Origin of the sequence: Neorhizobium sp. CSC1952, from assembly GCF_030378245.1 — a bacterium.
In the GTDB taxonomy this organism is placed as follows: Bacteria; Pseudomonadota; Alphaproteobacteria; order Rhizobiales; family Rhizobiaceae; genus Neorhizobium; species Neorhizobium oryzae_A.
Window position 1 is genome coordinate 2,754,262 of the sequence record NZ_CP128416.1, and the last position, 24,959, is coordinate 2,779,220.

The 24,959-nt window shown below is 63.4% G+C and carries 19 protein-coding genes and 2 pseudogenes; 11 read left to right on the plus strand and 10 right to left on the minus strand.

Going from position 1 to position 24,959, the window contains the following annotated elements:
• From QTA58_RS13435 to QTA58_RS13450, 4 genes are all read right to left on the minus strand, one after another.
• Positions 1 to 1,014 carry an acyltransferase gene (locus tag QTA58_RS13435; protein WP_289669224.1) on the minus strand — a complete coding sequence of 338 codons (1,014 nt, stop codon included), beginning with the start codon at positions 1,012 to 1,014 and terminating at the stop codon, positions 1 to 3.
• A 55-nt stretch (positions 1,015 to 1,069) separates the two neighbouring features.
• Entirely contained in the window at positions 1,070 to 2,344 is a 1,275-nt protein-coding gene (locus QTA58_RS13440; protein WP_289669225.1) for an O-antigen ligase, read from the minus strand.
• Positions 2,345 to 2,351: 7 nt separating this feature from the next.
• Positions 2,352 to 3,608 carry a polysaccharide biosynthesis/export family protein gene (locus QTA58_RS13445; protein WP_085420501.1) on the minus strand — a complete coding sequence of 419 codons (1,257 nt, stop codon included), beginning with the start codon at positions 3,606 to 3,608 and terminating at the stop codon, positions 2,352 to 2,354.
• Between the two features lie 110 nt (positions 3,609 to 3,718).
• Entirely contained in the window at positions 3,719 to 4,399 is a 681-nt protein-coding gene (locus QTA58_RS13450) for a sugar transferase (protein WP_085420500.1), read from the minus strand.
• A 729-nt stretch (positions 4,400 to 5,128) separates the two neighbouring features.
• Between QTA58_RS13450 and QTA58_RS13455 the strand changes: the two genes are divergently transcribed.
• On the plus strand, positions 5,129 to 5,419 hold the full coding sequence (locus tag QTA58_RS13455; protein ID WP_085420499.1) for an exopolysaccharide production repressor protein: 291 nt from the start codon (positions 5,129 to 5,131) through the stop codon (positions 5,417 to 5,419).
• A 106-nt stretch (positions 5,420 to 5,525) separates the two neighbouring features.
• Positions 5,526 to 6,530: a glycosyltransferase family 2 protein gene (locus QTA58_RS13460; protein ID WP_289669226.1), complete on the plus strand. Its 1,005-nt coding sequence runs from the start codon at positions 5,526 to 5,528 to the stop codon at positions 6,528 to 6,530.
• Here the strand turns inward: QTA58_RS13460 and QTA58_RS13465 are convergent.
• A complete protein-coding gene (locus tag QTA58_RS13465) occupies positions 6,521 to 7,471 on the minus strand; it encodes a polysaccharide pyruvyl transferase family protein (protein WP_289669227.1) in 951 nt (316 codons plus the stop codon). The two genes, QTA58_RS13460 and QTA58_RS13465, sit on opposite strands and share 10 nt — an antisense overlap.
• Positions 7,472 to 7,514: 43 nt before the next feature.
• A complete protein-coding gene (locus QTA58_RS13470; protein ID WP_289669228.1) occupies positions 7,515 to 8,483 on the minus strand; it encodes a glycosyltransferase family 2 protein in 969 nt (322 codons plus the stop codon).
• Positions 8,484 to 8,583: 100 nt separating this feature from the next.
• Here QTA58_RS13470 and QTA58_RS13475 point away from each other — a divergent pair, with 100 nt between their 5' ends.
• The 9 genes from QTA58_RS13475 to QTA58_RS13515 all read left to right on the plus strand — a co-directional run bounded on the left by QTA58_RS13475 (position 8,584) and on the right by QTA58_RS13515 (position 19,931).
• Positions 8,584 to 10,068 (plus strand): lipopolysaccharide biosynthesis protein, encoded by a 1,485-nt coding sequence (locus QTA58_RS13475; protein ID WP_289669229.1) that lies wholly within the window; start codon positions 8,584 to 8,586, stop codon positions 10,066 to 10,068.
• 404 nt (positions 10,069 to 10,472) lie between these two features.
• Positions 10,473 to 11,582, plus strand: a complete 1,110-nt coding sequence (locus QTA58_RS13480) for an acyltransferase (RefSeq protein WP_289669230.1) — start codon at positions 10,473 to 10,475, stop codon at positions 11,580 to 11,582.
• Between the two features lie 2 nt (positions 11,583 to 11,584).
• Entirely contained in the window at positions 11,585 to 12,382 is a 798-nt protein-coding gene (locus QTA58_RS13485; protein WP_289669231.1) for a glycoside hydrolase family 16 protein, read from the plus strand.
• A 75-nt stretch (positions 12,383 to 12,457) separates the two neighbouring features.
• Entirely contained in the window at positions 12,458 to 13,651 is a 1,194-nt protein-coding gene (locus tag QTA58_RS13490) for a glycosyltransferase (protein WP_289669232.1), read from the plus strand.
• A gap of 8 nt (positions 13,652 to 13,659) precedes the next feature.
• Positions 13,660 to 14,670 carry a glycosyltransferase family 2 protein gene (locus QTA58_RS13495; RefSeq protein ID WP_289669233.1) on the plus strand — a complete coding sequence of 337 codons (1,011 nt, stop codon included), beginning with the start codon at positions 13,660 to 13,662 and terminating at the stop codon, positions 14,668 to 14,670.
• Complete coding sequence (locus QTA58_RS13500; protein WP_289669234.1) at positions 14,670 to 15,599, plus strand: glycosyltransferase family 2 protein; 930 nt, start codon at positions 14,670 to 14,672, stop codon at positions 15,597 to 15,599. Before QTA58_RS13495 ends, QTA58_RS13500 begins: the two co-directional genes overlap by 1 nt.
• Positions 15,596 to 16,609 carry a glycosyltransferase family 2 protein gene (locus QTA58_RS13505; protein WP_289669235.1) on the plus strand — a complete coding sequence of 338 codons (1,014 nt, stop codon included), beginning with the start codon at positions 15,596 to 15,598 and terminating at the stop codon, positions 16,607 to 16,609. The genes QTA58_RS13500 and QTA58_RS13505 overlap by 4 nt, the downstream gene beginning before the upstream one ends.
• Positions 16,600 to 17,505, plus strand: a complete 906-nt coding sequence (locus QTA58_RS13510; protein ID WP_289669236.1) for a UTP--glucose-1-phosphate uridylyltransferase — start codon at positions 16,600 to 16,602, stop codon at positions 17,503 to 17,505. The genes QTA58_RS13505 and QTA58_RS13510 overlap by 10 nt, the downstream gene beginning before the upstream one ends.
• A gap of 71 nt (positions 17,506 to 17,576) precedes the next feature.
• A complete protein-coding gene (locus QTA58_RS13515) occupies positions 17,577 to 19,931 on the plus strand; it encodes a polysaccharide biosynthesis tyrosine autokinase (protein WP_085420489.1) in 2,355 nt (784 codons plus the stop codon).
• A 31-nt stretch (positions 19,932 to 19,962) separates the two neighbouring features.
• On the opposite strand, the gene cysG is transcribed toward QTA58_RS13515, so the two are convergent.
• The 4 genes and pseudogenes from cysG to nirD form a co-directional block, all read right to left on the minus strand.
• The gene (cysG, locus tag QTA58_RS13520) at positions 19,963 to 21,588 is read right to left on the minus strand and encodes a siroheme synthase CysG (RefSeq protein WP_289669237.1); all 1,626 of its coding nucleotides are present in this window, start codon (positions 21,586 to 21,588) and stop codon (positions 19,963 to 19,965) included.
• Positions 21,560 to 22,576 (minus strand): annotated as a pseudogene (locus QTA58_RS23970) (molybdopterin dinucleotide binding domain-containing protein); the annotation flags it as partial. The pseudogene QTA58_RS23970 and the gene cysG, both read right to left, overlap by 29 nt.
• 201 nt (positions 22,577 to 22,777) lie before the next feature.
• A pseudogene (locus QTA58_RS23975) lies at positions 22,778 to 24,385 on the minus strand (molybdopterin-dependent oxidoreductase); the annotation flags it as partial.
• A 237-nt stretch (positions 24,386 to 24,622) separates the two neighbouring features.
• Positions 24,623 to 24,958 carry a nitrite reductase small subunit NirD gene (gene nirD / locus QTA58_RS13530; RefSeq protein WP_085420488.1) on the minus strand — a complete coding sequence of 112 codons (336 nt, stop codon included), beginning with the start codon at positions 24,956 to 24,958 and terminating at the stop codon, positions 24,623 to 24,625.
• Position 24,959 lies beyond the last annotated feature (1 nt).

Below are 24,959 nucleotides of genomic sequence, written 5' to 3' on the forward strand. Positions count from 1 at the left end.
TCATCTTGCCGGCCGGCGGATCGGCAGACGCCAGAGGGCGGACCTCTTTCCCTTGAGAAGGAATTGCACGGGCCGTTCCAGGCATTCGTAACCGGCGACGCCCGCTATCGTGCCGAGAACGACGGCCGCGAGAAGGGTCGCCGGGGCGGAGAGCGAAAGCAGGGCGCCGACCTGCACGACGACGGAAACGGCAAAGGTGTGCCAGAGATAGATGGAATAGGAACTGTCGCCGAGATAGGCGACCGCCGGAAGGTCCGGCAGCTTGCCGCCGGCTTCGACGGCAAGCGCTCCCAGCACGAGCATCACCGCCAGCGGCCCGCATGACCAGGCGTCGAATTCGAGCTTCAGGAAATGGATCGCGGCAAAGCCTGCTATCGACGCCCCCATGAGCAGAAGGCCGAGCAAGGGAGACGGCAGGCGCCGGTGGCGCCACAGTTTCGCAAGTGCGGCCCCGGCGACGAATTCGAGGATCGCGGGCGCCGTGTAGAAATCGACGACCGGGTTTTCCGGCTGCAGCAACGCTCCGGCGGCGACGAGCAGGCCGAAGAGGACGGCCAGGGCCGGAAGCCGGGAGGCGGGTTTCAGGAACAGGATCAGCGCGAACACGGCGTAGAAGAAGATCTCGTAGTTCAGCGTCCATCCCTGCACGAGGACCGGCCATAGCTTTCCGCTGCTCGGAGAGGCGACGGGCAAGAAGAAGAACGATGCGAGCGTGTGGTCCAGGCTGAGTTTCAGGTTCGGAAAGAGGCCGACGGCCGCGCCGAGGACCATGGCTGCCGTCGCGGCCCAATAGGCCGGCACGATGCGCAGGAGGCGGTTGCGGAAGAAGCCCGCGGGGCTGACCGGCCGGCTGTCGCCGATGACCATCATGATGAAGCCGCTGACCACGAAGAAGATATCGACGCCGGCGGCGCCGATCGTGAAGTGCAGACCGCTGCGCTCGCCGGCGTGAAAGATCACGACGGCCATTGCCGCGAATGCCCGCAGATACTGGATGGAGTAGAGCGTCTGCATCTTCTGATGTCCTTCAGCGCGACCGGGATGATCCGATACGCGGGATCGGTGGCATTCAGCCCGCGTGCACGCCGCTGGGGCTGGAAACGAATTGATCGAAATAGGTCCGCCGGACGCGATGGGACTGTGCTAGCGCCAGCTTGCCGGCGGCGAAATAGAGCAGGAACGAGCCGACGTGATAGGGATGCATGATGTCGATCTCGACGAAGGAACGGATCAGCAGCAGGCCGGCTATGCCGACGAGGAGAAGCGCTTCCGGATTCTTGCCGACGGTGAGCAGGCGTCTCAGATGGCCAAAGAGGGTCGCCAGCAGAATGAGGGTGAGGAGAACCGTGCCGACCACGCCGGTCTCCACCATGGTCTCGATATAGGTGTTGTGGAAATGGAAGCCGCTTCGGCCGGCAATGAAGAATTCCTGCCACAACCGTTCCGCTTCGGTAAAGCCGGGCACCCAGTATCCCTGATACCCCGTTCCGAAATATGGATTTTCGCCGGCCGCGGCGATGCCCTGCTGCCAGAGATAGGTCCTGCCGGTCAGCGTCGAATCCTTGCCGAAGATCGCAAGGATGGCGTCCATGGCGCCGAACTGCAGTGCGCCGACAGCCGCGATCGCCACCAGGACCAGGGCTGCGGCGAAGAATATCCGCCGGGTCTTCGGCGTAAGCGACATCATGGCCTGCATGCCGAGGCAAAGAGCGACCACGCCGAGCGTCGTGATGACGGACGTCGCCGATTGCGACGCCAGCAGCGAATAGGCCGAAAGCAGGCCGATCAGTCCGGAACCGATGAGCCAGAGGCCGCGTGCCCGAAAGACCATCACGACCGCGTAGGAGAAGAAGACGCCGAGCGAGGCGTAAAGGCCAAGCTGGTTCTTGGAGGAGAAGGCGCCGACGAAGCTGTAGGTGCCGTCGATGGAATCGTAGAGATAGGTGCCGAACAGCATGGAGTACATCAGCACGATGGCGCAGCCGACGACGGCGCCGCGCGACAGCGTCAGCACGCTGATCGTGCGCATGGCGATCAGGGCGCAGACGATATGCGTCAGGTACTGGATCGCCGTGCGCAGCGATATGGCGAAGGCCGGAGACCAGAAGGCCGACACGAAGCAGAACAGCGCGAAGGCGAAAACCCACAGGTACCTGAAGGAGTTGCCAAGGACGCGGCGATAATCGACCAGCACCAGCAGAAACCAGAGGCCGTAATAGGCGAGGACGGAAACCTGCCCGAACCGGCTCGAATAGGCAAAGACGAAGAAGGACAGCGCGACCGCGGCCACGCCGTACATCTCGTTGCGGGCCGGATCGATCAGCGCAGATTTGGCGATCCTCATGCGGTCCTCACTGCATCAGGAGCTCGGAAGTGACCTTGATGACATCGCCGGGCAGAAGCCGGGCGTTTTCGTCCACCGTGACCTCCTTCGGTCCCTGGCCTTCGTCGCGCACCACGACATACTTGATGGTGGCGTTCTTGCCGGAGGGATCGAATTTCAGGGCTTCGGCCGACTGCGCCAGCGCTTCCGACATCAATTCGCGGCTGGTGCCGAGCTGCAGTCCGAGCTTTTCCAGTTCGGCTTCCGTATCCTGCAATTCCTGGGCGCGTTGGGCTTCCCAGTCGTTGCGCAGGTTGATCTCGTCCTGATTGGCCTTGTTGATATCCTGCTTGGCACGAAGTGCCGCCGTATCCGTATCCAGCATGTTCGATTCGAGGTCGGCTGCCCGTTCCTCGGCGGTCAGGCGCCGGCTGGAGGTCGCCAGGCCCTGTTCCGTCAATCGCGCCATCTTCTCGCGGTCTTCGCTGACGAGCTGAAGCTGACGCTTCTGGGTCTCGGACTTCTGGGCGAGCGACTGGACCTCGCTTTCGAGAAGGCTTCTCAAATCCGTCAGCGCCTTCAACTGAAGCTCGTAGCGATCCCGCCGCGATTTCATGAGCGAGGCTTCGCTGGCGATGAGCTGGTCGGCGTTCGGGACGTCCTGGAGCTCCGGCGGCACTTTCAGTTCGGTGGCGCCGGCGACTTCAGCAAGCAGCCGTGAGCGGCGGGCGATGAGCCGTCCGCGTTCGGAATCGTAGACGGAGGCGTCGCCGCGGGCGTTGATGAAATCACGGGCGAAACGCTGCCCCGCATCGGACCGGCGAAGTCCGCCGGCAAGGCTTACGGCCTTCAGAACGGTGAGGTTGGGCGCATAGGGGTATTCGCCGGGCGTGTGCACATCGCCGGCCACGAAGACGGGACGGAACTGGGCGATCTCGACGGAGGCGGAGGGCAGGTTGCGCAGCGCAAACTGGCTGCGCAGCTCCTCGCCGATGGCTTTCGCCACTTCGGCCGTGGTCTTGCCGGCCGCCGGCAGGTCGCCGATGAAGGGCAGTGAAAGCGAGCCCGTCGGTCCGACGGTATAATCGCCGCTCACCGCATCCCAATTGCGCACCGTGCCCTCGGCCGGCTGCCACTCGGCCACCCGGATGCGCAGCTTGTCCATGACGCCGAGGCGATAGCCGGTCTCCTCTGCGGCGGCATTCCCGGTCAGCGCGACGAGGATCGCGCCTGCCAGAAAGCACAAAACACGCAAACTCCTTGCGGAGGCGGTTCGTATCTGCATGGATTTTTCCTTCAAACAGCGTGGAATTGCTCCACGCTCGGGCTCATCATTTTGCCGAATCCGTCATTGCGACAGACTTCGGATTTCAATGGCATGAGAAGATAAAACGATCAGTAGCTGCCGCGTGCCAGGCAAACGGCGGGGATCGTTTTCACGATGATTGCGAAGTCGCCGACAAGCGACCAGTTCTGGACGTAGTGGGTATCGAAGGCGATGCGGCTTTCATAGGAGACATCGTTGCGGCCGCTGATCTGCCAGAGACCGGTCAGGCCCGGACGCGTCCGCAGGTAGTAGGCGGCAAAGCTGTCGTAGAGGTGCAGCTCCTCATCCACGACGGGCCGAGGTCCCACCACGCTCATCTCGCCCCGGAGGATGTTGATGAGTTGCGGGAGTTCGTCGAGGCTGAGCTTGCGCAGCACGGTGCCGACGACCGTCACACGGGGGTCGACCTTGAGCTTGCGGGTAGCCCGCCATTCTTCCGCAGCCTGCGGATTGGCCCTGAGATAGTCCCGCAGGATCTCTTCGCCGTTGACGGCCATCGTGCGGAACTTGAGGCATTTGAAGGTGCGGCCGTTATGGCCGATCCGGCGATGTCCGTAGAAGACGGGGCCATTGTCGGTAAATTTCACCAGCGCCGCGATCATCAGGAAAATCGGGCTGAAGAGAATCAGGGCGAGGGCGGCGGCGGTGATATCGAAGGTACGCTTCGCCAAGCCGCCGGTCGGGAGAGTCATGCCGGCTTGGTCGGATGTTGAAAACGGCGAACCTGCCGAGCGTGTCGCTGACTTCATAGAGTGAACTCCATTTAGGTTTTGCGATAGTCGGTGCCATTACGGCGCGTCATTCCGAGGCATGGGATAATAAGTCTGTGTTCGGAATTTGATGCCAGTCAAATTTTCTGTGTGCTCGCCTCCGGTGGGCCGCCGCCATGGGGTGCCAGCAGCGGAAGCGATCAAGATAAGCTTCGGCAGGGCAGGTCCGTATGTTTATAAATACTAAATCTCGAGTGTAAAATTTGCCTTGTAGTCAATACTCATAGGCCGCGCGATTCTATTTCTGCCGTTCGTTCTTTCCGTCTGGCCAGCTATATTCGCCTCCCGATCTTTGGCGGTGGGACCAAAGTATCTTGCAGCTAGGACCAAAGGCCCAGCTCTGTTGCATCGCAATACAATGCTGCGCCGCAAAAACCGCCGGCGCTTTCGTGAGACCTTTGTAATAAAAGTTGATCGGGGAACGGGCCGGCTTCCGGCTGGCAGTGGGGCGGTTGTTCCAAACACGGCGAATGCGGGCAGAAATATGGCAAAAAGGAGGCGCAAGGGCTTGTGGTACAGGAATAAAGAGCGCTATGAGCCCGCAGTATTGCGGGGAACCTCGGGAACCTTACGAAAGTTTCACTAGTGGCCTGGCATAATTGAGATAGGGAAACTTGAATCCTCTCCTGCAGGCTCATATGGTTGTCCGATGGGGAGAGGAGCAGAAAGACCGACGAATTAATAAATCATCCCTCGGGAGGAAGGATCATGTACGCACCGCGTGTCTTTGTCAGCATGACAGGGGTTCTGATCGTGTTTGCGGTGTCTGCGTATTTTATGAGCGGCTCGTTCTATACGGCGTTTATACAGACGCTCATCTGTGCCGTGCTTCTGCAGGCCGGTTATTTCGTCGGCGTTCTTTATCTGGTGCGCCGCGAAAAGAAACTCCGCGACGAGAGACTGCCCGCAGACATGACGTCCGCCAAGAGTTCCAAGGAAAGCCGGCGTGACGGTCTTCGTGCCGATACCGCGCCCAACCTGCCCGCCGGCGACACGTGAACGTCCCTTACAGGTTTTTCTGCGAATTTCACACCAGGGCCATTTTCCTCAGCCCATAGTTCTCTAACTTGCCCCTCAACCTGATGGATGAAGGATGAAGAGGACTATGGCTGACACCGCTCACCAGACGATCTGCGTCATCATTGCGGCCAAGAACGCTGCAGATACAATCGGCGTCGCGATCCAATCGGCGCTGAACGAGGCGCATGTCAGCGAAGTCGTGGTCGTCGACGACGGTTCGACGGACGGGACTGCCGCGGTAGCGCGGGAGACGGACGACGGATCGGGCCGGCTGACGGTGGTCTCGTTCGAGAAGAATCGCGGTCCTTCCGCCGCCCGCAACCATGCGATCGCCATATCCAGCGCGCCGCTGATCGCTATCCTCGATGCCGACGACTTCTTCTTCCCCGGCCGCTTCGCGCCCATGCTGGCGGAAGAGGGCTGGGACCTCATCGCCGACAACATCGCCTTCATCTACGAGCCGAGCGAAATCCCTCATCCCGAGCGGTTCGAGGCGCGGGCGAAGACCATGTCGCTGACGGAATTCGTCGAAGGCAATATCTCGAAACGCGGCGTGAAGCGTGGCGAGACGGGTTTCCTGAAGCCGGTGATCCGGCGGAATTTCCTGGAAGCGCACGGGTTACGCTACAAGGAGGAGATGCGGCTCGGCGAGGATTACGATTTCTACGTCCGGGCGCTGGCGAAGGGCGCCCGCTACAAGGTGATCGAGCATTGCGGCTATGGCGCCGTGGTGCGGCAGGATTCGCTGAGCGGCCGGCACCGCACCGAGGACCTGCGCAAGTTCTACGAGGCGGACGAGGCGATCCTTGCCGATCCGGCGCTCAGCCGAGAGGCGCGGGCCGTGATAGCGCGGCATCGCGATCATATCCGCGACCGCTACGAGCTGCGCGCCTTCCTCGACGTCAAATCGCAGTCCGGGAAGCTTGCGGCGATCCGCCGCCTGCTCGCCCGTCCGCAGGTCCTGCCCGCCGTCGCGACCGGCATCTTCCTCGACAAGCTCGACCTTCTGCGCGCCAGGTCGTCCAAGGCGCCGGCCGAGCCGATGCGCATGCGCTATCTGCTGCCCGGCATCCCCGCCGTTCAGAAATAATCGCGGCGGATCTCGTCCAGAACAGCGCGGAACTTCTGCTTCCGTTCTTCCAGAACGCTGTCCGGGCTCAGCCGTGGCGCGGCGCGGCTCGCCTGCCAGAGCGCCAGGATGGAAGGGGATGCGAGGAACTGCTTGGCCATGCCGCGCAGTCCGGTCTGTGACGGAGGCTTGCGGGTGATGACCTCCGAGCCATGGGTCCCGGCATCCGGTGCCGCTTCACCGGCGGATTGCTGGCCGTCGAAGCGCACGCCCCAGAAGCGCGAGCGCTTGGCGACCGCCTCGGCGCGGGTGGAGACCGGCACGTAATGGGGCTGGTAGGTGGCGCCAACCGAGCCCGCCCAGTCGTTCCATTTGAAATTGTTGATCGAACGGGACGTGCTGACGGCGATCCACGGCACGCGGAAGGCATCCGCAAGGATTGCTCCGTGCATGGATTCGGCGACCACCATCTCCGACTGGGCGATGTGGCGGATGACGGATTTGGCTTCACCGCGAGGGTCGAGATAGGTGAGGCCGACCGGTTCGCAGACCGCGTCCCACATGCCGAATTCGGCCGACTCCCAGTGGGGGATGAAGGTTTTCCTGTGGATTTTCGGGAGATCTCGAAATTCCGGCATGTCGGCGATCAGCGCGGCCGGGTCGGTGATCGCCTTGTCGGACGAAAGGCCGAGTTTCGCGGCCGTCAGCGGCCCGCGGACCGCCCGCACGTCCCATTCCGAGGAGTCTCCGACATCCGGCGGCGTGCCGTAGCCGTAACCGCTGCCGATGACGAGCTTCTTCTGTCCGGCGGGGAGAAGGACGGGGTTGAGGACGGTGCCGACCCCCACGAGCAGGATTTCGGGATGGACGTCCCGGAAGCCGGGCAGCAGCGCGTCCCAGAGCCAGAGGTTGAGATCGTCGCCGAAATTGCCGTGATGCGATTCCCAGTAGTACGCTTTCATGCGGGCCTCCGTGGGATGTTGATTGAATGGGGCGGAAGAGGTTTCAGCGCGCGCTGCGGCCGAGCTTTCCGGCCCCGAGTTCGAATGCGGCGCGGATCAGGCCGGGATCGCGCATAACCCAGCGGGCGAGCAGGCCGAAATCCGGCGCCTGCCGCCGCTTCATCCGTCCTGCCTGGCTCCAGAGCGCCTGCCGCCGTGCCGTGTTCTTGTAGGAGGCGATCGACGCCACGTCGCTCGGCCGGGAGCGGAACCGCTGCTCCAGCGTGTCGAGCGCCACCCAGGTGTTGAACTGCTGGCGCAGGAACTGCGGAGAGCGGTTGTCGATGCTGTGGAAGATGTTGAGGCCCATGCCGCGGGCGGCACCCGCCTCGTCGCAGAGCAGGGTCCGCTTCGATTTGAGGATGCAGTCGCAGAAGAACAGCACGTCTTCCGCCGCCAGCCGCAGCGAGGGCTCGAAGCGGATGGTTTCGAAAACCGGCCGCGCGATCACCATGCAGGAGAGATGCAGGAAGCTCCAGTTCTTCAGCATCACGCTCGCCAGTTCCGGCATCTCGATGACGAGCGGGTCCTCGGAGAGACGCGTGCCGCCCTCCGCCTGTTCGAGTTCGGCCATGCCGAAATGATAGTAGAACTCGTCGCTCGCCTGCATGGAGGCCCAGTAGCATTCGGCATCGAACCGGGTCATGCTGTCATGGGCGTTCTTCAGATGGTCCGGCAGCCAGACGTCGTCGGAGTCGAGAAGTGCGACGAAGCGGGTGGCGGCCGGCACGTTGTCGAGCCCGGTATTGCGCGCAGCGCCCGGTCCCCCGTTCTGCTGGCGGATCACCCGGATGCGGGATTTCCAAGTCTCGTCAATGTCTTGGAGCTCGATGTCGGCTGGAAGGGGTGACTCGTCGTCGACGACGACTATATCGAAGTCCTGGTAGCTTTGATCGAAGATGGATTTCAATGCGCGGCGCAATATGCCGGCTTCCTTCTGGAAAAATGGGATCACAACCGTGAACGTCGCCATGTTTTTGCCCCTGCTTTTTTCAAAGAGTTGAAAGCCACCGATATTTTCAGCGGCAATTCGTTGCCGTATCCCCCCGACCTCCAGCAATGGGATTCTACATATGGCCCCAACCCAAGGCGTGAAGACGATCACGACGAATGTCGGTTGGAGCGTGCTATCAAAGACCGCCACATTCGGGCTGAAATTTGTCACGGTGCCCATTCTGGCAAGACTGTTGACGCCGGAAGACTTCGGATCGGTCGCCGTGGCGCTCACCGTGGTGCAGTTTCTGGCGATGATCGGCGGGGCCGGTCTGACCTCCGCGCTGGTGGTCGACAGGGAGGGCGACATGGATACCGTCCACACGGTTTTCTGGGCCAATCTCGCCATGGCCTGTCTCATGGCGCTCGTGCTTTTCTTCGGCGCGAACGATCTTGCGGCGCTGATGGGCGCGCCGGGAAGTTCCGATCTGTTGCGGATCATGGCGCTGCTCATCCCGCTTCAGCTTGCCGGGGACGTCGCCTATTCGTTGCTCGCGCGGCAGATGAATTTCAGCAAGGATGCGGTGCTCAGCACCATTTCCGAATCGGCCGCCGCGCTCATCGCGGTCGGGATGGCCTTTTTCGGCTTCGGCGTCTGGGCGCTCGTCTTTCAGCTTTTCTCCGCCGCGCTGATCCGGCTGGTCGGGCTCTATGCCGTGGCGGGTTATATGCCGCGCCTGGTGATGAGGCCGCGCAAGATCGTCCCGCTGCTCTCCTTCACCACCGGCCTGATGGGGTCGGAGATCGCGAATTTCGTGACTTTCCAATCGCCGATGGTGGTGATCGCGCGGATGCTGGGGCTCGCCGACGCCGGCGCCTATTCGGCCGCGAACCGTTTTGCCAGCATTCCGAACCAGGTGGTCCTGTCGGCGGTCATGGGTGTGCTCTTTCCCGCCTTCAGCCTGATGGGGGACGACCGCAAGCGGCGCTCCGACGCATTGATGCTGAGCACGCAGGTGATGACGGTCGTCCTCGCTCCGGCAATGTTCGGTCTCTGGGCGATCGCGGAACCGGCGATGCTGGTGCTGTTCGGGCCTCAATGGGCCTATGCCTGGCCGGTCCTCGGGCTGCTGGCGCTCTCGAAGGCGATCGTGACCCCCTGCAGCACCTTCATTCCCTATCTCAAGGGCACGGGCCACGGCCGGGTCCTCTTCTGGTCGGCGGTGCTGAGGGCGGTCGGCACGACGGCGGCCATCGCCATCGCCGCTTATTACGGCGACCTGGTGGACGCGATGATCGCGCTCTGCGTCGTCAATGCCGTCACCCTGATCGGCTATTCCTGGGCGGTCTTCCGGGTCGACGACATTCCGTTCCTGCAGGGCCTGATGACCAGCTGCCGCTCGATGATCACCGCCTTTGCGATGGCGCTCGGAGTGCGGGCCTTCCTGCATGTGTTCGCGGACCGGTTAACCAATCCCTACCTGGAAGTGCTGGCGGGAGGCGCCGTGGGGGCGGTCCTCTACGGACTGCTCTTCCTGATGACGGAGCGTCTGCTCCTGAGGAAGATTATCGAGCTCGTGCGCCGCCGGGGAATGGGAGGAGCGACCGGCGCTTCCTCCGCCTGATTGTGTCGCAGATTTGCCCAAATCTCGCCACATTTGAGTCCGGGCGACGCCGCAAGCGGTAAAGCGGTAAGCGGCGATCGGCTTTTCGGCTGGTGACGAACAAAATTTTTTTCGTGTGCTGCAACGCAATATTCTGCGGCAAGAATCACGTCGAACTCCTTGGAAATCATAATGGCGTGTGGCCGTCGTGAGGGGGGCCGCATGCGGAGGGCGGGATGCCGGCAATACTGTCGCCCGCTTGCTTTTTTGCTGCGTCGCCACATTTTCCGCCAAACTCGGAATGATCCTTTTGCGGATTGCGGGCCCAAGTCTGCTCTGATTGAAACGGCGGTGACGGGAGGCACTGCCCAAAAGGGGTGACTCGTTTGACTGTTGATCAGAACATATCCTCCCGTATCAATTTGATGCGCATTCTTTTGATCTCCGGCATTGTCTTCGTGCATGTGCCGCACGATCCCCAGACCAGCCCCTTCCTGGGGCAGAACGGCTTCTTCGATTGGCTGCGGGTGTTCCTGGGGGACAGCCTGTTCCGTATCGGCGTGCCCTGCCTCAGCGCCATTTCGGGTTATCTGTTGTTCCAGCGCGGCCGGGATGCATTCAATTACGGGAAGACGCTGCGTTCCAAGGCCAGAACGGTTCTCATCCCCTTCCTCCTGTGGAACGGCGCCCTGCTGGCCGCCGTCCTCGTTCTCCAGCGGGTCGGTATCGGCGTCGGTTATTTTCCCGACCTCTGGAACGCGTCCATACGGGAATTCCTGAGTTACGCGCTTGCGACGGAAGGGCTGCCGATCAATATCCCGCTCTATTTCCTGCGCGACCTGGTCGTCTGCATCCTCCTTTCGCCGGTGCTCGCCATTCTGGTGCGCCGTTATCCCGCACCGACGCTCGGCGTCCTGTTCGTTGTGGCCATCCTGCCGGAGGTGACGCTCGGCATCGTTCTCAAGAAGTCGATCCTCTTCAGCTTCACCTTCGGTATCTTTCTGGCCCTCAACAGGCTGGACCTGAAGGCGCTCGACAGGTTCTCGGTTGCGGGAACGGCGGCAATTCTCGCCGCCGCCGCGGGGCTTTCCATCGGTCTTTACCGCACAGGTCCGGATTTTCCGTGGGTGCTCGATCTGGCGCGCAACACGCTCTCGATCGTCGGCGCGGGAGGGTTCTGGCTGATGTCGGCATTCGCCATCCGCTCCTCGATCGGCCAGCGCCTGGCCTCCACCGGCAGCCTGAGCTTCTGGATCTTCTGCGCTCACTATCCGCTGCTCGTATTGATGTGGATGGTGTGGAACCGCGCGGCGGGCGATGCCGCGTACCCGCTCTTCTACGCGATCGCGATCGGCGCGAGCTTCATCATTCTTCCCGCCACCAACCTCTTCGTCTCCCGCACGTTGCGGGGGTTCTACGAGGTTCTGACGGGCAGCCGCGGGCGGAAGGCCAAGCTCTCGGCCGCAGCGAAATCCTATTCCTCCGCCGGACGTCCCGGTCCGGCGGAGCCGACCATGACACAACAGCGGAGGTGAACATGACGCTGACGGCCAGACAGACCAAGCGGACCTGGCAGGTCATCACCGCAGCCGTTGCGCTGGGGCTTCTTGCGCCAGCGGCGCAGGCTCAACCGGACGCGACCGGCAAATCCTTCGTCGAGAATTTCGACAGCCTCGACCGTTCCTTCTGGTATGTCTCCGACGGCTGGAACAACGGCAAGCATCAGAACTGCACCTGGTCGAAGAACCAGGCGCGCGTCGAAAACGGCGCTCTGCGGCTCGAATTTACCGAAGGCAAGACCAAGGACCGCGATTACGCCTGCGGCGAGATCCAGACCAAAGCACGGTTCGGCTACGGCACCTACGAGGTGCGGATGAAGGCCGCAACCGGCTCGGGGCTCAACTCGGCGTTCTTCACCTATATCGGTCCGACCGACAAGAAGCCGCATGACGAGATCGATTTCGAGGTTCTCGGCAAGAATGCCGGCGAAGTGCAGGTCAACCAGTATATCGGCGGGAAGGGCGGAAACGAGAAGCTCGTGCCTGTCGCCGGCGGCGCGGACCAGGGTTTCAACGACTACGCCTTCATCTGGGAAGAGAATCGTATCCGCTACTTCGTCAACGGCAAGCTCGTTCACGAAGTAACGGACAAGGCGAAGATACCGTCGAACGCCCAGAAGATATTCCTGAGCCTTTGGGGCACGGATACGCTGAAGAACTGGATGGGGGCATTCTCCTACAGCCAGCCGACATCCATGACGATCGACCGCGTCGCCTTCACGGCGATCGGCGAAGACTGCCGCTTTCCCGAATCCGTGCTCTGCACGCTCGACTGAGTCCCTCAACCCCGGCGGCTCGTTGCCCGACAATGATTTCGAGAGCCGGAAGGCTCGAAAAAGGAGTTGGACGATTTGACTTTGAACGTTCTTTATCTCGCCCACGATCTCGCCGATGCGGCGATCCGGCGGCGGGTATTGACATTGAAGGCGGGCGGCGCCGACGTCACGGTCGCGGGTTTCAAGCGCGGCGCAAGCGTCCTGGCCGGCGAGCAGGACGTGCAGACCATCGTGCTGGGGCGGACGGCGGACGGCCGTTTCGCCCAACGCATCGCCGCGGTCATCTCCGCCCGGATGACGCTGAAGCGCGGGCTCGCGGGGATCGTCAGGCCGGACGTCATCATCGCCCGCAACCTGGAGACTTTGGCGCTTGCAGGCCATGCCGCCTCGCTTTTCGGGCAGGACATTCCCGTCGTCTACGAATGCCTCGACATTCACCGACTTCTCCTCGACGAAGGCATCAAGGGCCGTCTGATGCGGCAGGCGCAGCGCCATTTCGGCAGCCGTGCGAGCCTGCTGATCACCAGCTCGCCCGCTTTCGTGGAGAACTTCTTCAAGCCGCGCTCCGGGCTCGATCTTCCGATCCTGCTCCTGGAAAACAAGGTGCTCGCGCTCAAGCCTGAGCCTGTTTCCGAACCGCGCGCGCCGCGTCTGCCGGAAGCCGGAAAGCCCTGGCGGATCGGCTGGTTCGGCGCGATCCGCTGCCGCAAGTCGCTCGACATCCTCATCGATTTCGCGTCGCGGATGGAGGGCAAGGTCGAGATCGTTCTGCGCGGCCGCCCCGCTTACAGCGAGTTCGACGACTTCGACGACAAGGTGAATGCCGCTCCGCATGTGGAATTTCACGGCGCCTACCGCAATCCGGAGGATCTCGCCGCGATCTATCACGACGTGCACTTCACCTGGGCGATCGATTTCTTCGAGGAAGGCCTCAATTCGAGCTGGCTGCTGCCGAACCGGCTTTACGAAGGCGGACTCTACGGCGCGGTGCCGATCGCGCTTTCGGCGACGGAGACCGGACGGTTCGTCGAGAGGCGCGGCATCGGCATGACGCTCGACCGCGCGACGCCTCAGACGCTTCAGGCCCTGTTCGAGGGCATGACCGACGCGCGCTACTCCGAACTCGCCTCCCGGCTTGCCGCTGTCGAGCGGAGCCAGTGGGTTACCGGTCCTGCGGACTGCCGCGCCCTTGTCGCAAGGCTCGCCGCTCTGGATTTGAACATCTCGTCGCCGGCGGACGTGCCGGCGATCTCAACCGTGCAATCGTGAGGTGGGGTATGGTTCCGCGTTCTTGCTCCGATGCCGAGTTTTCCGACATCCGGACGCTCCTGGTGATCCCGTGCCTCAACGAGGCGGCGACGATCGAGCCGCTGCTGCATAAGCTGAACGCGCAGCGCGGCGAACTCGACATGCTGATCGTCGTGGCGGACGGCGGAAGCCAGGACGGCACGCGTGATATCGTGGAGCGGCTCACGGCAGACATTCCGCGCCTCGTCCTTCTCGATAACCCGAAGCGCATCCAGAGCGCCGCCATCAACCTGGCGGTGGATCGGTTCGGCGAGGGACGGGATTATCTGATCCGCATCGACGCGCATGGCGATTATCCCGACGACTATTGCCGGGCACTTTTGCGGGAAGCGCTGGAGACGGGGGCTGATTCCGTCGTGGTCGGCATGGAAACGGTGGGCTTCGGCCTGTTTCAAAAAGCCACCGCCGTGGCACAGAACTCCAAGCTCGGCAATGGCGGTTCCAAGCATCGCGCCGGCGGCGGCGGCGAATGGGTGGATCACGGCCACCATGCGCTGATGCGCATCGAGGCGTACCGCGCCGTGGGCGGATATGACGAGGGCTTCAGCCACAACGAGGATGCGGAGCTGGATTTCCGGCTGCGGAGAGCCGGTTTCCGCATCTGGATGACCGGCAAGACCTACATGACCTATTATCCGCGGGCGAGCGCTTCAGCGCTCTTCCGGCAATATTTGGCCTATGGCCGCGGAAGGGCGAAAAACCTCATCAAGCATCGCTCGATCCCGAAACTGCGCCAGGCCATTCCGCTTGCGGTCGCCCCGGTCGTTCTCGGCGCGCTGCTCGCCTTGCTGTACTGGTGGGCGGCCGTGCCGATCCTCATCTGGGCCGCCGCCTGCATCGGCTACGGCTTCTGGCTGGCCGTCGGGCAGAAGAACCCCTACGGGCCGCTCGCTTCGCTGTCGGCGATGATCATGCACTTTGCCTGGTCGGCGGGCTTCTGGCTGGAGCTGATCGGCATCCGCCCGCGGAGGACCGTCTGATGGTGGAAGAGGGAAAGCCGATCCGCATCGATATCGGCATCTGCACCTACCGGCGGCCCGAACTGCAGGCGACGCTCAGGTCCCTGTTCGCCCTGACCGTCCCAGCGGATGCGGAACTGCGCCTGATCGTCGCCGATAACGATGCCGGCCCGAGCGCCCGCGATCTGGTGGAGAGCCTGCGCGAGCGCTCGCCTTTCGAAATCCATTATGTCCATTGCCCGAAATCGAACATCTCGATTGCCCGCAATGCATGCCTTGCCGAATGCGATGCCGACTATCTCGCCTTCATCGACGACGACGAAACGGCCGAGCCTCAGTGGCTGTCCGAACTCCTGGCCCAGGCGAAGCGCACCGGAGCCGATGCGGTTCTCGGTCCCGTCCGCGCGGTCTATGGATCGGAGAGCGCTTCCTGGATGCGCAAGGGCGACTTCCATTCCACCATGCCGGTCTGGGTCGATGGGCGGATCAGGACCGGCTATACCTGCAATGTGCTCCTGCACATGCGTTCGCCCGCCGTCGCGGGACGGCGGTTTGCGCTGCCGCTCGGCCAGAGCGGCGGCGAGGACACGCATTTCTTCACCGAGCTTACCGATGCCGGCGGCCGTATCGAGTTCGCCCGCGACGCAATGGTCGAGGAAAAGGTGCCGGAGAAGCGGGCGAGCTTTTCCTGGCTTGCCAAACGGCGCTTCCGTTCGGGCCAGACGCATGGCCGCATCCTTGCTTCCAAGCATTCCGGTTTGAGCCGGATTCGCCAGACCGGTCTGGCCGGCCTGAAATTCGCCTTCTGTGTGGCGATGATAGCCGCGACCTTTTTCTCTCCGGTCACCCGCAACCGCTACGCCCTGCGCGCGGCGCTGCATGCGGGCGCCGTGTCGGGCACGCTCGGCATGCGCGAGATCCGGCAATATGGGGTAGCAGAAGCCACATGACCGTGCTCGTCCATCAACCCGACGTCAGCTTCGTCATCGCCGCCTACAACGCCGAGGACACGATCGAGCGCGCCATCGCGAGTGCGCTCGCCCAGATCGGCGTGACCATGGAGGTGATCGTCGTCGACGACTGCTCGACCGACGGCACCCGGGAACTGGTGCGCGCCTACCGCGACGAACGGGTGAGATTGGTTACCCGGGAGAAGAACGGCGGGCCGGCCGCCGCCCGCAATATCGGTTTCGACGTGGCGATAGGCCGCTGGATCGCCGTTCTCGATTCCGACGACACGATCCATCCGGAGAGGCTTCTCGCGATGCTCGAAAGAGCCGAGGCGGCGGAGGCGCAGATCGTGGTCGACAATATCGATGTCGTTCCGCTCGATCTCGGGGAGCCGACCACCATGTTCTCCAGGGAGGAGCTCAGGCGGCGACCGGTCATGACGCTGGCCGATTTCATCGGCTCCAACGTGATTTTCCAGTCGACCTTCAACTTCGGCTACATGAAGCCGGTCTTCGAGCGCGACTTTCTCACCCGCCATGAGCTGAGCTTCGACGAAACGCTGAGGGTGGGGGAAGATTATCTGCTGCTCGCCTCCGCACTCGCCTGCGGCGGCCGGTGCGCGGTCGTGCCGGATGTCGGCTATGTCTATCATCTGAGGCACGGCTCGATCTCGCGGGTCCTGGAACAATCCCATCTCGATGCGATGCTGGCGTCCGACCGGGCCTTTCTTGCCCGCTACACGCTGGATGCGAAGGCCATGGCGGCCCAGCGCCGGCGCACCCGCAGCATCGTCGAGGCGGCTTCATTCCTCACGCTTGTCGAGGAGATCAAGAAAGGCTCCGTCAGGGGCTTCCTGAAAACAGCGATCGAAAATCCGCGCGCGCTCAAGCATTTGCGCATGCCGATCGCTGTTCGCATGCGCCGGCTGCTGGGGAACGGCTGGCGTCAGATCAAATCCGATCGGTTAGGGCGGGGGCGCCCTCCAGAAAGGACGAAGGAATGGATATGAATAGACCAGTTCGAAAGGCGGTGATTCCCGTCGCAGGCAACGGAACTCGGTTCCTGCCGGCTACCAAGGCCATGCCGAAGGAGATGCTGACGATCGTCGATCGTCCGGTCGTCCAATATGCCGTCGACGAGGCCATGCAGGCGGGGATCGAGAACATCATCTTCGTGACCAGCCGCAACAAGACCGCGATCGAGGACTATTTCGACAGCGCGCCGGAACTGATCGCGACCCTGACGCGCTCCGGAAAGACCGTGCAGGTCACCCAGCTTGAAAAGATGCTGCCGGTCGCCGGAACCGTCAGCTACACGCGCCAGCAGGTGCCGCTGGGGCTCGGTCACGCGGTGTGGTGCGCCAGGGAACTGGTGGGCAACGAACCCTTTGCTCTCCTGCTGCCCGACATGGTCTCCTACGGTTCGCAGGGCTGCATGGCGGGCCTGATGGAGCTTTATGAGGAAGTGGGCGGCAATGTCTTCGCCGTGGAGGAGTGCTCGCCCGAAGAGACGTCGAGCTACGGGATCGTCGGGGTCGGCCATTCCGTCAAGCATGGCTTCGAGGTTACGCAGATGGTCGAGAAGCCGAAACCGTCCGAAGCGCCGTCCAATTATTACCTAAATGGCCGCTATATTCTGCAGCCGGAAATTTTCGAGCTTCTGGCGCGACAGGAACGAGGCGCCGGCAACGAGATTCAGCTGACGGACAGCATGCACAAGCTTGCTCAGGTTCAGCCGTTCCATGCGCATCCCTACAAGGGGCGCACTTTCGACTGCGGCAGCAAGCGCGGTTTCATCGAAGCCAATGTCGCCTTCGCCCTGCTCAGGGGCGATATGGGAGCCGACCTCCACGTATCCATCAAGGAACTGCTGATGTCCCACGAGACGCGGGTTCAAGCCGCATAAAACCACAATCATCCGAGGCGGATGGCAGTGCGCCTGCCATCCGCTACCCAAAGCTCCGGAAAGCGAGCCCTATGGATCAGGTAAACTTCAGACCCAGAACAATATTCCCGAGCGAGACGCGCGACAACGACACGTTCATCGACCTGGACAAGCTCTGGGCGGCGGCGATCCGCCGCCTTGGCGTGATCGTCATCTGCCTCATCGCGACCGTCGCCCTTGCCGGGCTTTATCTTTTCACCGCCAAGCCGATGTACACGGCGGCGACGCAGATCCTCATCGACGACAATCTTTCGCGTTATGCAGAAGACGAGCAGGACAGCCAGACCGCGCAGCAGATCGACAACCGCATGTCGAGTGCCGTGGAAATCCTGAAATCCAAGGCTTTGGCACTGCGGGTGGTGGACGAGGGCAAGCTCGACCAGAACGAGACGCTGGTGAACCCGCCGCAATCGCCCGTCGATCTCGCCAAAGGGGCGATCAAGAGCGTCGTCACCATGCTGACGCCCGGCGGCCCTCCGCCGTCGGAAGAGCTCGAGCGGCTCGGCCGGCGGGAGAAGGCAGCCGCCATCCTGCAGCAGTCGCTGACGGTCGAACGCGTCGGCCGAAGCTCGGTGATCGCGCTTTCGGTCCGTTCGCTCGATCCGCAGCTTTCGGCATCGGTCGCGCGGATCTATGCGGATGCCTACCTGACCGACCAGCTCAACGCCAATTTCGACGCGTCCGAGAAGGCGTCGCTCTGGCTTCAGGAACGCCTCAACGACCTCAATACCCGCTCCCAGCAGGCGGCGCTCGCCGTGGAGCAGTACAAGGTCGAGCACAATCTCGTCTCGCCGCGCGGCGAGCTGCTTTCGGCGCAACAGCTTTCCGACCTCAACAGTCAGCTGATCGTCGCCCAGGCGGATGCCGCGAGCGCTTCGGCGCGCTACCAGCAGTATCAGACGATCATCGACAAGGGGCCGGACGCCGCCGTCCAGAATGCCGTGGTTTCGGCTCGCGATACGGACAATACCGTCATACAGGATCTCCGGAAGCGCTTCATCGCGATCAACGACCGGGAGCAGGGGATCGTCCAGCAGTTCGGCGCGGACCATCCGCAGGCCGTCGCCCTCAAGGCGGAAAAGAACGATGTCTCCCAGCAGATCTATCGCGAGCTGCAGCAGTTGACCGGCAGCTTCCGCAACGAGTTCGAGGTGGCGAGCTCGCGCGAGAAATCGCTGCGCGAGAGCATCGACCGGGTTGCGGGCCGCAACTCGCAGGCCAATGTCTCGATGGTTCAGCTTCGCGAACTGGAGCAGAAGGCGGCGGCGCTGAAGACGCTCTACGAATCCTATCTCGGCCGTTTCGAAGAGGCGACGCAGCGCCAATCCTTCCCGATCGCCAAGGCGCGGGTGATCTCGGATGCCGGCCTTCCGACCGCCCCGTCAAGCCCGCGCAAGACGCTGACCATGGCGCTCTCCATCGTGCTCGGCCTGCTGATCGGAGGGGCGGCGGCGACGCTGCTCGAATTCCGCGAGCGGTTCTTCCGCACCGGCGACGACGTGCAGGAGAAGCTGGGCCAGCGGTTCCTCGGCTATCTGCCCAAGGTGAATACGGCCCTTGCGGAAGAAAGTCCGGCACCACCGGCACCCCCGCCGGCGGGCGAGGGAGAGGCCGCCGCGCCCGCTCCGCCGGGCAATCCCATCTCGTTCCGCCGCCTGATGCGGATCGCAGTGGAGGCGCCGCGGTCGCACTTCGCCGAAACGCTGCGCAACGCCAAGCTTGCCTGCGATATCATGCTCCAGGACCGGAAGTGCCGGGTGATCGGCGTCGTCTCCTGCCTGCCGGGCGAGGGCAAATCCATGGTCGCCGCGAATTTCGCCGGCCTGCTCGCGTCGACCGGCGTGCGGACGCTGGTCATCGATGCCGACCTGCGCAATCCGGGCCTCAGCCGCATGCTCGGCAGCGAGCCGGACGTCGGTCTCGTGGAAGTCATCCTCCAGAAGACATCCTGGACCAGCGCGGCGCGCGTTGACCGCAGGTCGCGGCTGACGATCCTGCCGATGACCATGCGGAGCCGCAATCTCGCCCATACGAGCGAGCTTCTGGCATCCTCCGGCATGAGCCAGTTCCTCGAGAGCATCAAGGAAACGTTCGACGTCATCGTCGTCGACCTTGCGCCGCTGATCCCGGTGATCGACGCAAAGGCCTTCGAACCCTATGTCGACGGCTTCCTCTTCGTGACCGAATGGGGCGTGACGCCCGCCAAGGCCGTACAGTCGGTGCTGCGCTCGGAACCGCAGATCGCTTCGAAGACGGTCGGCGTCATCCTCAACAAGACCGAGATGTCGGAACTGCACCGCTATGCCGATCCGGGTGCCCCGGAGCGGCTGCGCAGCAGCTATGCCTCCTACTACAAGGACAAGGAAGGCGTGACGGTTTCGCGGTAATCCGAGAGACGATTGCTCTTTGTTCGGCGGTTCAGGCTGTGAGGCGTGAGCCGCCGAACGCCGTCCGATCGGCCGGCAGGACATCCGCGCCGGCGGCCGGACGAGCCTTGCGGAAGACGTCGCCGATGCCGATCAGGACGGGATCGTCGACGCCGATTTCCGTCATGGCCTTTGCCATGCCGCCGAGCGGCCCGGCCCAGCGCCGCTCGTTCGGCCGGGTCACGGCGCTGACGATGACGACCGGCATATCCGGCGTCATCCCGGCTTCCGCGAGTTTGGCCGCGATCTCGCCTGCGGTGCGGCCGGCCATATAGTAGATCGTCGTGGTGCGCGGGTCGGCGAGGCCTTTCCAATCGAAACCATCCGGAAGGATGCCCTTGCGGGAGTGGCCGGTGACGAAGCGCACGCCCTGCGCGTGGTCGCGATGCGTGAGCGACACGCCGAGCCGCGATGCCATGGCGCTTGCGGACGTGATGCCCGGTACGACATCGACCGCAATGCCTTCGCGTTCCAGGCAATCGATCTCCTCGCCGGCGCGGCCGAAAATCATCGGGTCGCCGGATTTCAGACGGACCACGCGTTTGCCGGCCCTGGCGAACTTGACCATCATCTCGTTGATGTCTTCCTGGCGGCAGCTCACGCGGCCGCCGCGTTTGCCGACCAGCATGCGCCTGGCTTCGCGCCGGGCAAGCTCCAGCACCTCGTCCGAGACGAGGTCGTCGAACAGGATGACGTCTGCCGCCTGCAGCGCGCGTACGGCCTTCAACGTCAGCAGTTCGGCATCGCCCGGACCTGCGCCGACGAGGGTAACCCGGCCGGTGGAGGGGGCTTGCGAGAGCCTTTCGGCTTCGCTCAGAAGCACCCCGCCGACGCCCTCCTCCGGCGTATTCGAACCTGCAAAGGCACGATCGACGAAGCGCTCCCAGAAGGCGCGACGTTGCGGCCCGGGCGTCAGGCGCGCGTTGACCTTTTCCCGCAGCGCCTGGGCGAGTTCCGCCCAGCCCTTCAGGGATTGCGGCAGCAGGGTCTCGATGCGGCGGCGGATCGCCTGTGCGAGGATCGGCGCCGCACCATCGGTCGAGATCGAGACGACGACCGGCGAGCGGTTGACGATCGAGCCGAACTGGAACTGGCAGAACGCGGGCTTGTCGATGACGTTGACCGGAACGCCGGCCGTACGCGCCGCATCGAAAAAAGCGTCTGCGTCCTCGTCTTCCGCGCAATCGCCGACGGCGAGGGCGGCGTTGGAGAAGATGCCAGGATGCCAGGTGTGAGGGTGATGGATGTAGCGGCTATGTGGAGTTCGGAAATTGCCCCTCACCCTAGCCCTCTCCTCGTGAACGGGGAGAGGGGACACCGGCAGTGCGCGTTCGGCCTTCTCCCCGTTTTGACGGGGAGAAGGTGCCGGCAGGCGGATGAGGGGCTCTTCTTCCATGGATATTGCCCCAATCAGCCTCCCGAAGGTCTCGGAAAGCTCTTCCGCGTAGACATGCACCTCGGCGCCGCAGGCGGCCAGGAGTTCGGCCTTCCACGCCGCCGCATCCGATCCTCCGGCGACGACGACCCGCTTGCCCTCCAGCGCCCAGAAGACCGGGAGCTTGGCGAGAGGCGCCATGCGGGCGGGCGTTTCATTCCGCTGCTGCTGCAAGGCATCCATCGATGATCCCCCTGATTTCGGCGCGGCAGGAGCCGCAATTGGTGCCGGCATTGGTTTCCTTGCCGACGGCTTCGACGCTGTGGCAGCCGCCGCGCACCGCCGCGACGATGCGGTTGACGCCGACCGAGAAGCAGGAGCAGACGGTGGCACCCGGATCGGGCTGGTCGGCGCCCGGGCGGCCGGCGACGATCGCGAAACGCTTGCGCAAGTCGGAATGCCTGGCGGTCAGCTGACCGATCGCCCAGTTGCGGGCGACAGCGACCGGCTCTCGGGCGAGGAAGAGCGCCGCGCGCAGTTTTTCGCCATCGAAGAAGGCGAGGCGCAGGTCCCCGGTCTGACGGTCGGCATAGCCGAGCGGTTCGATTTCGGCCGGGATGGCGAAGGTCTCGCGGCACCAGGTTGCCCAGTCCTCGACGGTATCCTGGAAGGCGAGTTCGGTCCGCCAGCCGCCATCGGCCTTGGCCAATGCCCAGTAGTCCGCCCTTGGCGCATGGGGTTTGGCGGCCGAGACCGCAAAGCCATAAAACGCAGCGGAAAAGGGGCGAGCGGCGATCGCGACATTCTTCGAAGCGGGCTGACCGGAATGAGGGTCGGTGAGCGGCGCGACCAGCGCATCGATGCGCGCCCGAGCGGCGAATTGATCGTTCCAGTGCATGGGTACGAAAATGCTGCCGCGGACCTGCCGCTCCGTCACGAGAGCGCGGACCACCGCCTTGCCGTGGAGGCTTTCCAGTTCGACCAGGCCGGCGCCGTGAATGCCAAGCTCCATCGCATCCTGCGGGTGGATTTCCGCGAAGGGTTCGGCGATATGGCCGGAAAGCCTTGCGCTTTTGCCGGTCCGCGTCATCGTGTGCCAATGGTCGCGGATGCGGCCGGTATTCAGCGTCAGCGGGTATTTTTCGTCGGTTCTGCCGGTTGCGGGTGCCTGCACGGCGATGAAGCGGGCCTTGCGATCCGGGTGGTAGAAACGGCCATCGGCGAAGAAGCGTTTGTGGGCGCTACCCCCCTCTGATCTGCCGGCCATCTCCCCCTCAAGGGGGGAGATCACTCGCGGCGCGTCCATCGCTCCAGAAGCGACGACGCGGCTTCCTCTATCGGTAACCGGGGGCGAGGAGTTGGCGTCCAGCCAATCTCCCCCCTTGAGGGGGAGATGGCCGGCAGGCCAGAGGGGGGTGTTTTCGAATGGTGCCGGCCACTGGAAGGGCATGAGGGTGTCGTAGGTCTTTCGATCGATATCCGCATAGGCGCCGATATCGAAATCGCGATCACCGTTGTTCTCGAAGGCGGAAAGGGCTGCGTGTTCGGCAAAGATCTCGGCCGGCGACCGATAGTCGAAGCCCGCAAAACCCATGCGGCGGGCGACTTCGGCAAGCTGCCACCAATCGGCTTTGGCCTCTTCGGGCGCTGCAAGGAAGCGGCGTTGACGGGAGATACGGCGCTCGGAATTGGTGACCGTGCCGTCCTTTTCGCCCCAGCCGAGCGAAGGCAAGAGCACATGCGCATGGCGGGCCGTGTCGGTGTCGCGCAGGACGTCCGAGACCACGACGAAGGGGCAGGCCTTTATCGCGGCTTCGACGGCATCGGCATCCGGCATGGAGACGACGGGATTGGTCGCCATGATCCAGAGCGCCTTGATGCGTCCGTCGGCGACGGCGCGGAACATGTCGACCGCCTTCAGACCCGGCTTCGGCGCGATCGCCGGCGAGGCCCAGAAACGCTGCACGCGATCGCGATCCGCCGGGCTTTCGATCGCCATATGGGCGGCGAGCATGTTGGCGAGCCCGCCGACCTCGCGTCCGCCCATGGCGTTCGGCTGGCCGGTCAGGGAGAACGGACCCATGCCCGGACGGCCGATGCGGCCGGTCGCCAGATGGCAATTGATGATCGCGTTGACCTTGTCGGTGCCGGAGGAGGACTGGTTGACGCCCTGGCTGTAGCAGGTGACGGTCTTTTCCGTCGTCTCGAACAGGCGGTAAAACTCACGAAGCTGTATCGCCGGCAGGCCGGTGCGTTCGATCAGTTCATTGAAGGAGAGCGCCGATGCGGCGGCGAGCGCTTCTTCAAAACCTTGGGTATGGGCGCCGATGTAAGCCTCGTCGATAGCCCGGCTGGCGGCAAGATGGGCGAGCAGGCCCATGAACAGCGCCGCATCGCCATCAGGACGGACCGCAAGATGGAGGTCGGCTATGTCGCAGGTCATGGTGCGGCGCGGATCGATGACGACGACCTTCATCGACGGCCGGGCGGCTTTTGCCGCCGCCAGACGCTGGTAGATCACCGGGTGGCACCAGGCGAGGTTTGAGCCGGTCAGGACGACCAGATCGGCGAGTTCGATATCTTCATAGGTGCCGGGTACCGTATCCGAGCCGAAGGCACGGCGATGGCCGGCGACCGAGGAGGACATGCAGAGGCGGGAATTGGTGTCGATGTTCGCGGAACCGATGAAGCCTTTCATCAGCTTGTTGGCGACGTAGTAGTCCTCGGTCAGCAGCTGGCCGGAGACGTAGAAGGCGACGGAATCCGGTCCGTGCTCGGCAATGGATCGAGAAAACCTTTCGGCGACGAGATCGAGTGCTTCGTCCCAATCTGCCCGATGTCGCCGGATTTCAGGGTAAAGGATGCGCCCGTCGAGGTCGACGGTTTCCGCCAATGCCGATCCCTTGGAGCACAGCCGGCCGAAATTGGCCGGATGCTCCGGATCGCCTCCGACCGTTACGGCGCCGTGTTTCGTCCCTGTGGCGATGACGCCGCATCCGACGCCGCAATAGGGGCAGGTGGTTTTGGTTTCAGTGGGCAAGCTTGCCTCCCACACGGGGCCGAGCTAGCCGAGCACCCCCCTCTGTCCTGCCGGACATCTCCCCCACAAGGGGGGAGATTGGATCGGCGTAACGGCTTCCCCAGACAATGAAGGAGCGGTTTCCCCAAACAATGGAGGAAGGGGTGCGGCGTAGCGTCTTGCCGATCTCCCCCCTTGAGGGGGAGATGTCCGGCAGGACAGAGGGGGGTATCGACCAGCAGGACATCGGGTGTTTTTTTACTCCGCCGCCATCATCAGCGTTTCAAGCGCGATCGAAAGCCGCCCCCCCTCATTGCGCACCGGAATGACGCGCACCTCGCCCTCGTCGGCGCCCAGCGCCTTGCCTGTCTCGAGCGAGATCACCCAGTTGTGCAGCGGGCAGGTGACGGCGTTGCCGTGCACGATGCCCTCTGACAGCGGGCCGCCCTTGTGGGGGCAGCGGTTTTCGATCGCATGGACCTCGTCCTCGCCGGTGCGGAAGACGGCGATGTTCATGTGTGGCGTCTTCACGCAACGTGCGCCGCGCAGCGGAATGTCCGAAATCTCGCCGATCGGGTGCCAGTTCACCGTCATC